We start from the raw sequence: 12,705 nt of genomic DNA, 5'->3' as shown, positions 1-12,705 counted from the left end.
AACGTTTCAGACATTTTGGAAAGGACAAGGTCTTTATGGACTTTTCCTTCCTGGCCATTGCCTTCAATATAAAAAAGATGTGTGCAAAAATGACAAAAGAAGGCATGGATTGGCTAATTAGGCTGTTTTATGAGCTTACTGCCGCTTTATTTAAGTGCTGGAAACACATAAATCAAAGAAATCTTCAAAATATCGCAGCTTAAAGATAATGAACCGATTTGTATAGCGATGAACAAAAAAGGAAGTGCATCGTGCATTACGACACACCTCCACCTTACCATACAAAACAGCTATTTCACTTCCACTCTTTCCGATCCGGAATGTGAAGCATATTCGGGAGCATAAGCGCACTGCATCGTGGCCATGCCCGATTCGTAAACTCCCCGACGACTGACACGACAGGTATATTCCAACACATAAACTCCCTTGCCCAAGTGATCGAAGAAGAAATTGGAGGAAGCGTCTTTCACGTCCACATAATATCCGAAACCATTGTCCCAACGATAACCGGACAGATTACCGACCGGTTCGAAGCAGGCGGCACGTTGGTCTTTCAACTGCACGAAGTCCATCGTACGGTCCAAACGTATTGTCAGGCGGGAAGTTACTTTATCGCCTACCTGCAACACCGTCTTTTCGGTCACGGGTTGCAGCTGCGGCCTGCCTTCCATCGTACGTTCCACATACAGTTGCTTCTGCACGTTCAGCTCACCGCCATGCTGCTTCACGTCACCAATCGGCGATTCGTACTGTGCATAGACCGCTCCCCAGGCAATACCCGGATCGCGTTTTTCAACCTCTACGGTGCGCGCGTCCAGCACTCCGGGCTCTGTAAACGAACGTTTCACATAGCCCAACACCGGTACGGTAGTCTTAGCCGGCGAATAGGTCTCGATTACCTCATTGCCGATAACTACGCGCACGTCGCCCGGATTGTCGAGCAAGTTCGCTCCTTTCATCAGCAGCGCATACACAGCATCCGCCGTAGCCACCGGAGAGCTCCACTGCTGAGTCTGCTTCTGTTTCAGCAACCAGAACTTCATTTCTTCCACCGTCGCGTCGTTCCCTCCTGTCAGCATGAGGGCCTCCATCACACCGACATGCGCCTGCAATTTCATTCCGCCCCATGAATACGGATTCTCGTTAAAGTCGAAAAACATTCCCAACTCATCCGTTTTCGTAAGGTGCTCCTTTATCGAAGCTACGAATGCCTGCGACTCTTTTTTACGTCCCGCTTTATCGAGCACAATCGCCGCAATCGCTTTAGTCGGCATATCAGGCGAAGAAAGCAATTTCTCCGTCTGAGCAAGGAAATAAGCGTATGCCGTTTTGTTGGCAGCGGGAACCGCTTCTTCCGAAACCGCCATCAGATAAAGGTATTGCAAGGCCATTCCCGAAATACCCTGAAGTTTCATGCCTTTTTTCTTTAATTTAAGCAGCTCCCTGTACTCCTCCAATGCTTCACGATGCAAGTAATCCAATGCTTTCCGTTGCATATCGGCAACCTTTCCTTCCGGGCGCTTGTCGGTGAGCAGCGCCAGTCTGGCGTTCAGCACTGCGATATAAGTCGTAACATACCGGCTGCCCCTCATACCGGGATACCATACCCAAGATCCGTCGGCTTCCTGCAACTCCTCCAATTTAGCCAATATCGCCCGGCTGCCGTCGCGGAGATTGTTCAAATCGAACAAAGCAGATACACGTTCTTTTTGCTGTTGCTCCGTCTGCGCTTCGAGCACCCAAGGCGATTCTGCCAGCAGGATATTCTTCAGTTCCCGGTTTTTTTGCAGATTGCTCAGGAAGGTCTCTCTCGTCCCCCCTTGTAGTTTCCAACTTTCGAATACGCTCTTCACCCTCGGCTGACTGTTCATAATGTGAGAAGCCAGCGTATTGGCATATAGAGCCGTAGCCCACGCAATGGCATTGTCGCTTTCGGGAATTCCCAACGACGGAAGCGCCTGCACGGCATACCAGGCCGGATTTCCGGTAAATTCCACCGTCAGCCTGCGGTCTGTAGCCGTTTCACTACGTTCATTGAACAGTTTATCCAATGAGAATACACGCTTCTGTTCGCCACGAACGGGCATGGCAAGCGTTTCTATGAGATGTTCTTTATTGCTGAGCACCGGAAGCAACTGCTGCTCTCCATCGCTGAACGCACCGCTTTCGGCAGTCAGCCGGCAGCCGATGAACCGGTAACGGTCGGTCGCCGTAAACCGGAAGTTCACACCCGCATTTTTCCCTGCATCCGCCACAAAATCCTGCTCCTGAGTACTGATTACTTTCTCGGTCAACGGGTCGAAAAGCGTCAGTTTCACCGTTCCACTCTGCTGCGTTTCCGTCATATTGGCAATGGAAGCCGCAATCGATGTTTCATCCCCTACCCTTACAAATCGGGGAAGATTCGGAGTAATCATAAACTCTTTGCTTGTCACGGCTTCCGCGTTCAACACGCCCGTCATCATCTCTTTGGTATGGGCATAGGCACGGAAGTTCCACCGCGTAAGGCTTTCGGGCATGGTGAAAGAGATCACCACCTCGCCCTGTTCATTGGTGCGAAGCTGCGGATAGAAGAATGCGGTTTCGGCAAGGTTGGTACGAAGGTAAGCAGGGCTCTCGGAAAGAAATTCTTCTCCGGCATCATCCGTCTCCGTCTTCACCTCAGCATCCGCCGCAAAACCGTCTCTTGCCACTTGGGCAGATTCCAGCATCATCGGGGCTGCTTCCTCCACGACTCCCACACCCCGAATCATCAGATTCTTCGACTTTCCGCCACGAGTCTTCCCACCGTATCCGGTAATAACTATTTTCTCCCAATAACCATAGCCGCGAGGGAACGAGAAAGCATCGTATACCAAGCCATCCACCTTCAGCAGATTCCGTTCCCACCTGCCGTAAAAAGCATTCGTTCCCAAATATCCGGCATTCCATCCGAAGCGAGGCATGCGAAGATCGTAATACAGGTCAAAACCCTGCGTCTGTTTCCAGATTCTATCCAGCGAAGCGTCGTACATGGTTGCCAGCATTTCGGCAACGGCAGGCTTGCCCTGCGGCGTGCGCACCGTAAGCCTCCACTCTTCCTGCTGTCCGGGACGCAACTTATCGCGGAATACTTCCCATTTCATGGCAAGCGTCTTTTCAGGCCTCCGCTTTTCGAGCCTCACTTCCTGCTGATAAAGTTTTCCGTCGCGCACCATGCAGAAATGAACGAGAATCCCGTCTCCATACTCCTTTTTATACGGATATTCGAACCGTACGATCTCATCGGAAAGTTTCAACACCTTGCTTTCCAACCGCTCATTGCCCCCGAACACATTCATCAGCACATAAGCGTCGTGCTCCGACGTTCCGAAACAGAACACCGCAGGATGGGAGGCGTCGAACTTCGTATTGTCCTCATACAGCCAAACGGAAGTTTTTACCGGCGGACGTTTATCGGAAGCAGAAAAAAGAACCGTTTTTTCTTCGGCTGTCACCTCTTTTCCATCTTTATCTTTCACCGACATCCGGAACACGTACTGCCCCGAAGGGATTCGTTTCCAGTCAAATTCCATTTCCTTGTTGGAAGTAAACACCCCCGAGAGCACCGGCTTCTCTTCTACGCTTTTCGCCTCGGCATCTTTCGCACGGAACAAAGCATACGTGCCTTCCACCGCCACCGGCACACCGTTCAGATTTTCCACTTTGCAGGTGAGACGGATGGGCACATCCTTGCAGGTTCTCTCTTGCAACGCCGCCCATACGAGCAACGACCGGTCGCCCGCTACCAACACCTGCGTACCCGACTGTGTCTCACCCGCCTGATTTGTCACTACAGCCTCTACCACATAACGGTAATAACGGCTGTGGAACACATCGTCCTCATCCCTGTCTCTATCCTCTTCTTTCCGATCCAAAGAGACCGGAATCGAAAACTCTCCGTTCGCATCGGCAGTCACCTCGCCCGAAGCAATCTGTTCCGCGCCCATAGAGCGCCAGAAAAAGAAAGCATGGCGTTTGACGGTATATTTCACCGGCACGTCGGACAATGGAGCGCCGCTAAACGCGCACGCCTTTCCCTTCACCATTACCCGATCGCCCAAGCGATAACCTTCCGCTGGCTTTTCCAACGCCACATCGAACGTAGGGCGTTTGTATTCTTCCACACGGAAGCTGACCACCGTCCCGGCGGCATTCAGAGCATACATCCCGTTCAGCCCCGAAGAAGGAAGCGTAAAACTTGCCGTAAACGATCCGAACTCATTGGTTCGCACTTCTTCTTTCGTCACCTCCTGATTATTCGCGTCTCTCAATGTCAACGTGTATTCGCGTCCGCTCATCACCCGGGCATTCTCCTGCTGCCGGGTATAAGCCACCCCCTTTACATAGACCGTTTGACCGGGACGATAAACGGATCGGTCGGTCAGCAAAGTAAGCATTTCCACCGTTCGCACCTCATCGCTATACCTCCCATATCTGCCATTGTTGTACAGCCATTGCGGAGGCATGGCAACATCCCCGCCTTTGCCGGCCTTCAAATACCGGAAGCCCTTTTTCCGAACAACATTCGCCTTGCCGTCCGAACCGGTTTCCACTCTCAGCAATTCTCTTTCCGAAGAATCGTAGAAAGCCACCCATGCTTTCGGTATCGGATGACCGGTCTTTGCATCCAGTGTAAGCACTTCGTATCCGCCGTCCGGCATTGTACCGACCAATACTTTGAATCGGGTGACATGGAATTCCCTTGCCTCGTTATCCTTAGAACGCGGATCGGATACGACGCGAAGCTCATATTTCCCCGCCTCCGGCGCCTTACAGGTAAAAACCGTGTCCTGAGGCAGATAATCATCCGGACGCTTCAAGGCATACCGCTCGCGCATCACTATTTTCCCGTTGCGGTAAAGCAACAGTGTAAAAGCATCCACGTTTTTATGGTTGACTTTCACTTGGATATCGCCTCCGGGATAAGCAACCTGCTCGGTACTGACCGTCAGAGAAGGAGATAAAATATTGTTTCTCAAATTCTTCAGCGCATTGATACGGCGGTATTTCGGATAGCGGCGTATCGCTTCGTCGCAAAGCTGCAAAGCCCTGACAGCCTTGTCTCTATCGACGGCATAAAGCGCTTGGGCCAAATACACCTCCGCACAGACGTCTACCGATCCATATTCCGTTTTCAACAGCTCCAAAGCTCCATCGTAGGCATCTGCCGCCTTATCCGCCCGCCCTTTCTTGGCGTATAAAGGACGGAAACCGCCGGCCTCATCGTTCTCCCACTTCAACCGTTCGAGCTTCACCAGCAGATATCCCTCTTTATCGCCGCGCTTACGATAAGTGTTCGTCACCTTTTCATAAATGGAAGCTATATCCCGTTTCACGTTCCCCGAACGGTCCATCTCCTTTATCTCCCGCAAGGAGCGGATACCCCGCGAAGCCAGCAGATGATAAAGGTCGTGATGAAAATATTCGCTCGTTTCTCCCTGCACAACGAAAGGAAGATACGAACCGGTGGACGTCCGGAGCAACGACAAAGAATCGCCGATGGCAGCCTGTACATGCTCCCGAACCTTCTGCACAAAGATATTTGCCGGCCATTCGCGTATATCATCCGTAGCCGGTCTTTCCACCGCAATTTCCTGCCGCTGACCGAGTTGCCAGGCATTTCTCCCGGCATAGTGCGAGTATATATCGGCAATGAGCGAATGCAGAACCGAGCGATCTGCCGGGCTTCCGGCATTCTCCGCCCAAGCCTCCAGACCTTTCAAGCCGACATAAAAGCTATCGGGGGACAGCTCTTCCTTATACTTCATCCGCCACATATAGGCTTTCAGCATTTGAGGAGTATTCTTCTCCCTTTCACCTTTCCGAAAAATTTCGTCGGTAAGCCTGATCACTGTTTTCGGCAGACTTTTCTCTTCCGCCTCTTGCACCTGCTTCCACAATCCGTCGAAGGTTTGTGCCTGCAACACCGGTTTTCCCATGATTCCTAACATCAGTAAAAGAACAAAATTCTTGATTCGCATATTGTCAACAGATTGAGTGTTTCGAACTAAGTATTCACGAAGTAACGAATTTTTCTGCAGAAAACAGAGTGTCGAGAAACAAAAAAACTTTATGTATCAATAAAATAACTGAAATCAGATAAAACCCACCGCCTTTGGTTTTAAACATCAGCATGTTTGAGTACAAAGTTATTCGTCTTTCAGCACATCTTCGCTCTTTGGTGTTTCTTTAAACATCAGCATGTTTGAGTTGAAAGCCCGCCGCCTTTTTTTCAAACATCAGCGTGTTTGAGTGCAAAGCCCGCCGTGTTTTTTTCAAAGTCCGCCGTGTTTTTCGAGGCCTTCACCGTCATCGGCCTTTATTGAGTTTGAGGTTCGGAAACAGGCTTCGCAGGCTTTCATCGAAATTTTAGCCCTATCCCAAACAAAATCATAATTATAAATTACCGCGTCCCGGTATTTTGTTTCAGACTGATTGAAGGAGCATTCCGGAGATTTTTTAAGGTTTTGAAAACGCCAAAATGCCAAAACGCCTCTATATCCCCTTTTTTTTACCACTTTTCATGAATATCATGCTTTATACATCTGATTATCAAATCATTTATTACATTTTCTCATCTTTCAAGTATACTATTTTTCAGTTGGCTGCTTCCGCGACTTCACATGTCTCTTCCATGGAAGAAACGGATGGGAAATGGCCGGGAAAGACTCCATTTTTGTCAGGAATATTCAAAGAAATTGTTTTTTCAGCTCACGACAGAGGTAACAAGCGGCCGTGTTTGTAGCAGGAGAAGATGTATCGCCACATACTCATCGATAAGAGCTGAGTAACAACCCGCCGTATTTGCAGCAACAGAGCGCGAGTTGTATTACGTGTTCGAAGTTGTCCTCATATTTACTCGAAACTGCCATCAATCTTTCACGATACATTCGCCTATTAAATTGATAATATTTTTAAACAATTATACTCAAAATCGGGAAGCTGTTTTCCAAAGCAATTTTCCTTCCCGATAACGATCCGATTCGTTTTCATCGTTTGTAAAACAGTCATAATGACGTTTTGACGTTTTGGCGTTTTCAAAAACCCTCTTTCGAAGACGTTTTGCTCGCTTCCACATTTGTCAACTCATTGATATACAGAAATAAAAAAACTCATAAAACTCCTTTACGAGCAAGTCCGTACCGCCGAATCGAGGAAAAAGTTCGCATAAACGCCTTTTTCGGGATAGCGTCTCCGGCAAGCCTCGAAAAAGACGTTTAAGAGGTAGTAACGAGGGGAATTTTCGCCATTTTTGATTATGAAAACATTTTACTTTTTCTTCTTCTCATACTACGCAAAAATCCTATTTCCCCAAAGCTTTTTCATACAATCGCTTTGCAGAATTTGATTCAAGGGGAAATCCGGCTGATGTTCTTCCGAACGTCGGGGCATTCGGAAGATGCACGGGAATCACTTTAGTGCATCCCACCATGATACCGCATGCCACAACATAAGGCGATACGCCAACAAGACATCCAAGAAAAATGATTAACTTGCTCTTGCCGGCAAAACGACTCAAATTGTGGTGTTTGGGTGATAAGATATATAATTTTGCAATATCATTGATACTATGTAGTTTTTAAGGGACGACTAAGTATGCTTTCATAGTGATTTGTAAAGGTTTTAATGACCGTATTGAATTGGGAATACTCCAAATCTTCTATCTCATTAAACCATACCCTTGGCTACATCCTTATCATAATGGGTTGAATAGATATTGCCTACTCTGAGAGAAAAAAAACAGTTTACAGACTGTCTCATTTTCTAAGAATAATTTTCTCTAAAAGTACCACCAAGGATGCAGCCAGACTGAGCATGGGCAAATGGTACAACAAGGTAGAGGCAGCAAAATTGAAATACTACCATCTGCAATCATATTTATTACTATAAAATTTATATCCATTCCCTATCACAAGTATATTATCCACTCCTGCTTTGTCATTACAAAAAATGCCGGACAAATCTTAATTGATCGTCCGGCAGAGAAAAACGATTCGCCTTTTTTGTTTATGTTATACTGAAAATTCTAATGAATGGAATTAAACTTCCTAAGCTTTAAAGAATGTGATGATGCTCCTGATATATGGATAGCATCATAGAGTTTTTGAGGAAATATTAGATTTGTTTGTTGAACCATGCCCCCATTTATAATAGCCTCAACGGAATTGTTATCAACAATTACCGATAATACTATATTTTCAGTATTCACATTAAGAGGAGCTATACTAACAGCCGGGAAATTACCGGAGAAGTTGGTCCTGCCCGATTCAGTCCTGTCTGTTTTAAACTCACCCGCGTTTCTATCTATCGTTATAACAAACTCCTCGTTTGCATCATTTGATAATGTAACGGTAGCAACGTTCAGGGCAGGAATGAGCATATTCATCTCCAACTGGTACGCTTTATTTCCAACTTCCAGTTGATATGTCTCACCCGAATTCGATAAAGTAGCCCATTCTTCACCTATTCCATCCAACTCGGCCACAAATTCAGAAGCAAGTATAGGGTAACCGTCTGGATGAGACTTTAGGGTAAGAACCCGCGGTAATGTACCTCCGTTTCGCCATGTCATTGTAGGTACAGTTTCGGCATATTCCCAATTACTCATCCAGCCTACTAATATGCGCCTGCCATCACTGTCGGGGATATTATTCCACGTTACACCCGCATAGTTGTCTTTGCCATAATCCAACCAAAGCGGATATGGTAATACATCGGCTTCAAATGTAATACCATCAAAGTCTCCGATGAAATACTGCGTGCCCGAGCCTCCATTCGGCGCTCCGGGATTAATGCTTACTAACAATATCCATTTGGTTTGTCCGTTGTGAATCAAAGGGAACAAGTCAGGGCATTCCCACACACCGCCATGCGCACCGATACCTTCGCCAAATTCGCTTAGCTTTTCCCACTCTTTCAGGTTCTTTGAACCATAGAAAGTAATGGTTTGTGTAGTAGCCAATGACATAATCCACTTTTGTGAAGCTTCATGCCAGAATACTTTCGGGTCGCGAAAATCGATAATATTCGGATCGGTAAGCACCGGATTCCCTTCATACTTCGTAAACGTTCTGCCTTTGTCTAGACTGTAGGCCAGCGCTTGATTTTGTCTGGCCCCGGAAGAGGTGTAAATAGCAACCATCGCATTCGCTCCGAAACCTGCCGTATTATCCTTATCAATAACCGAAGAGCCAGAGAATATATCGCCGGATTTATCGGCAAGGATAGCTACCGGTAGATGCTCCCAGTGAATCAGATCCTTACTAACGGCATGTCCCCAACTCATGTATCCCCAGAAAGAACGATAAGGGTTGTGCTGATAAAAGAAGTGATATTCGCCATCCAGATAAATCATTCCATTCGGATCGTTCATCCAATATTTCTGGGGTGTAAAATGAATGAACGGGCGGTATGCTTCATCGTTATAGGTATTGTTGTCTTGATAATACTCATTCGAATAATCGTCAAAGCAAGCCGAGAGCAGGCATATTCCTCCTATTATTGATAGCACGAGACTATTGACAATCTTATTTTTTATGGTACGTTTCATACTATTGTTCTTATTTAGTTTTCAAATACTCTAAGGCATTATATGTAATTTTCTCAATGTTACTCTGATAGGTATTCTCGCCATTATTCTGACTCCACTCAAAAGCACCAATGCCAATAGCGATGGAAGTGCCTTTGAATTCAGTATTGGGGTAGGCTTCGAAATTGGCCATCATCCAATAGTCATTTATACCATCCCATGTTCCTAATATTTTGATCTGATTATCATCCGATATTTTAAGATAACCATTTTCATCCCCATTGCTGTATCCGTAGAAACCGCACAAGTCTTTCCATATATTATTATGATTTTCTTTCCAGCCCGCACCTATAAGTGGAATGCACTTTTTACCATCTATCATCGTATACGGTAATTCTCTGTACATAGGATGTTCCGACTCATCATGTACTTTTCCGATGGTGACATTAATATGCCATGTATCTCCATTGTCGAAGCCTCCGCCCATTTCTATTTCCGTGTTGAAATTGGCCTTCATACGTCCCATTGTCCACAAGTAATTGGTAGCATGTGTGTTCAACAGCAGATTACCTCCATCAGCGTAGTATTTCTTCATTGCGCTAAGCACGGTCTCTTCCAACGCTATCGCAGGCAATTGCGATCTTGGAGATTGGGCATCGCGTATCCACCAGACAACCCGGTATTGAGCTAAATTGGCTCCTGCTTTCACATCCTCAAAGGATAGGTATGTTCCTGTCGGATAGGTTTCAAAGAACCATTTCCCAGCTGCTATTTCATCGTCATCGGCACTGGTAAGAAACTCGTTATAAGTCGCCGCATTTCCCATAAATGCAATTTTAGTACTTCCCACTCTGATGGTCGTATAAACTGTTTCGGAGGAATTTCCCGCTTCATCGAAACTCACCACACCTATTGTATAAACTTTTTCGGACGCGTTTTCCAAAAAATACGTTGTGGCGCTTCCCGGTAATTCTATTTTATTACCATCGTACCGCACTTCTATTTTACTTATTTTTTCATCGGGAAGTTTCCATGTTAACGCAACTTTTTTTGTTCCATCTACCTGACGCGCCGTCAGGTTACTGATAGATGAGCTACCTTCGCGTACGAAGTAAATCGTTCGTCCGGTAGACATATTTCCTTCTTTATCAAACGCATTAAATGTGAATTTGTATTCCTTTCCCACCTTTACCACTCCATACTTATAGGATGTAGGATTGTTGGGGATAATTTTAGTTTCGACAGAAGACGACACTTTCACACTCAAATCATTTTGACTGGGTAAAGCCCATTCCACCCTCAACGTATCGTCGTCTATTCGATATTCCAGATTAGCCAATGGTTCTACTTTAGCATTCATCGAATCAATATCACGATCGTAGCACCCACTTAGCAATAAAGCCAACGAGAGTAAACTGGACATATAATATTCTAGTTTCATGGTTCTCAGATATTAATAGTTATAATTTTGTTTGTACACGTTCTTGCTGAAGCTTATTTGCTGCTGAGGGATTGGCACATATTCCTCTTTGTTTTTATCGAAATGCGCACCTTCATAATACGTACGCTTTGATTTCTCGCCTGCATAATACGTATTCAGCACACTGTCGGCTATTCCCCAACGAACTAAATCGAAGAAGCGACTTCCTTCCATGGCAAACTCAAGACGCCTTTCCCAGCGCAAGGCTGTTCGCGCATATTCATTTGTCCAAGTAGCATCGTTGGCATATAATGCCACATTAACATTTGTAGCATAAGGAATAAGAGCGATGCTGTTTTTAGCACGTGTCCTTACTTTGTTTATCAGTGGCAGGGCCTCCAGTTCTCTGTTGAGTTCTATCAGGGCCTCGGCACGCATCAATAATACATCTGCATAACGAATAATTATCCGGTTTTTTGTATTTGCACGGAAAGGGTCAATCAGCACGGATGATTCATCGCCTACTTTTACATTCTCTTTCAACGAAGAGTAAGAGCCATAAACACCCGGATTCCGGTTATGACCTGCCTCGAAGATATTGCCTGAATCGTATTTGTACGGGTATCCCACCATGGCTATAGTGTGGTATAAGCGAGGATCGACATCATCCGCGCTGTCGTCATAGTCGTTTACATTGTAAGAGTTGAAATCGGGCAATCCGTTTTTGGTTTTAAACGCGTTTACCAGATTCTGGCTAGGCTTTTGGAAATCACAGGCACCCGATGTATTCAGAGGCACATTAAGCGCGTCGCTAAAATTCAACCGCCCTTTACTTGTGCCGTCATCTTTTGAAAACTGAATAGAAAAGAGTGCTTCGATTCCATTTTCGTAGGTAGTCTTTCCGGGCAGGAAATTGTGCGCGAAGTCGGTAGCAAGATCGTACGGCGAACCTATTACAGCAGCAGTGTACGTTAATACCTGATCTAAATCGTTCGCATCAACACCTGTTACGTTATGTCGCTCGTCCTGACGGTATGCTTTGTATAAATACACCTTAGCCAGGTAAGCTGCCGCGGCATACTTGTTGGCACGCCCTACCTCGGGTTGTACATCAGGCAGATTGTCGTAGGCAAATTTAAAATCTGCTGCTATTTTTGCCCACGACTCATCGTTGGTGAGTTCTACATTCGACACTGTGCCATACGCATCGGTTGGGACGGTTTCGTCTATGTAAGGCATATTCTTGAACATGATTTTCAGCAAGAAATAGAAATGCCCTCGAAGGAAACGACATTCGCCTAATCTTCTGTTCTTCATTTCAAATTCTCTTTCCGATACGGTATTGAGCACGCGCATTGCGTTATTTATACGCGAAATAGCGATGTAGCAATTGTAAAAGAAACCATCGGGTTCGCCAAAGGTGGGAACAATGTTGCTTGAGGTTTCGTAGAAATGAAATACCTGAATATCCGACTCATCGCGTCCTCCCTTGTAGGCATCATCCGAGCGCACGTTTCCGTATGGCCAGAGACTGAACGGAGTGTCGTAGTGGTCGTTACCCAACATGGCATAAGCTGAGAACACATTTTTCTCTATCTGGTCTATTCCTGATATATCGTCATCACCAAGAATACCATTTGGTTTTTCGTCCAGAAAGTTAGAGCAGCCGCTAAAGGCCAGAAGCAAAACGGATAGTATGGATAAATATATTTTTTTCATGATTATACTATTATAA

At 46.0% G+C, this 12,705-nt stretch carries 4 protein-coding genes and 1 pseudogene; 1 reads left to right on the top strand and 4 read right to left on the bottom strand.

The window, feature by feature from the left end; translation table 11 throughout:
• Window positions 1–203: pseudogene (locus C234_RS17075) on the top strand (IS1182 family transposase); the annotation flags it as partial.
• Between the two features lie 87 nt (window positions 204–290).
• On the opposite strand, the gene C234_RS0106025 reads toward C234_RS17075, so the two are convergent.
• The 4 genes from C234_RS0106025 to C234_RS0105985 all read right to left on the bottom strand — a co-directional run bounded on the left by C234_RS0106025 (window position 291) and on the right by C234_RS0105985 (window position 12,689).
• Window positions 291–6,002 (bottom strand): alpha-2-macroglobulin family protein, encoded by a 5,712-nt coding sequence (locus C234_RS0106025; RefSeq protein ID WP_027325031.1) that lies wholly within the window; start codon window positions 6,000–6,002, stop codon window positions 291–293.
• A 2,045-nt stretch (window positions 6,003–8,047) separates the two neighbouring features.
• A complete protein-coding gene (locus tag C234_RS0105995) occupies window positions 8,048–9,571 on the bottom strand; it encodes a glycoside hydrolase family 32 protein (RefSeq protein WP_027325027.1) in 1,524 nt (507 codons plus the stop codon).
• A gap of 10 nt (window positions 9,572–9,581) precedes the next feature.
• On the bottom strand, window positions 9,582–10,973 hold the full coding sequence (locus tag C234_RS0105990) for a DUF4960 domain-containing protein (RefSeq protein WP_161625911.1): 1,392 nt from the start codon (window positions 10,971–10,973) through the stop codon (window positions 9,582–9,584).
• A gap of 30 nt (window positions 10,974–11,003) precedes the next feature.
• Window positions 11,004–12,689, bottom strand: coding sequence for a RagB/SusD family nutrient uptake outer membrane protein (locus C234_RS0105985; RefSeq protein ID WP_027325025.1), 1,686 nt, complete (start codon window positions 12,687–12,689; stop codon window positions 11,004–11,006).
• Between the last annotated feature and the right edge of the window lie 16 nt (window positions 12,690–12,705).

Origin of the sequence: Bacteroides pyogenes DSM 20611 = JCM 6294 (assembly GCF_000428105.1) — a bacterium.
GTDB lineage: Bacteria > Bacteroidota > Bacteroidia > Bacteroidales > Bacteroidaceae > Bacteroides > Bacteroides pyogenes.
This window is presented reverse-complemented; position numbering and strand designations above follow the sequence as displayed.

Excerpts from the sequence above, each read along its gene's own strand:
- C234_RS0105990 (WP_161625911.1), bottom strand. The coding sequence starts at position 10,973 with ATGTCCAGTTTACTCTCGTTGGCTTTATTGCTAAGTGGGTGCTACGAT.
- C234_RS0105985 (WP_027325025.1), bottom strand. The coding sequence starts at position 12,689 with ATGAAAAAAATATATTTATCCATACTATCCGTTTTGCTTCTGGCCTTT.
- C234_RS0106025 (WP_027325031.1), bottom strand. The coding sequence starts at position 6,002 with ATGCGAATCAAGAATTTTGTTCTTTTACTGATGTTAGGAATCATGGGA.
- C234_RS0105995 (WP_027325027.1), bottom strand. The coding sequence starts at position 9,571 with ATGAAACGTACCATAAAAAATAAGATTGTCAATAGTCTCGTGCTATCA.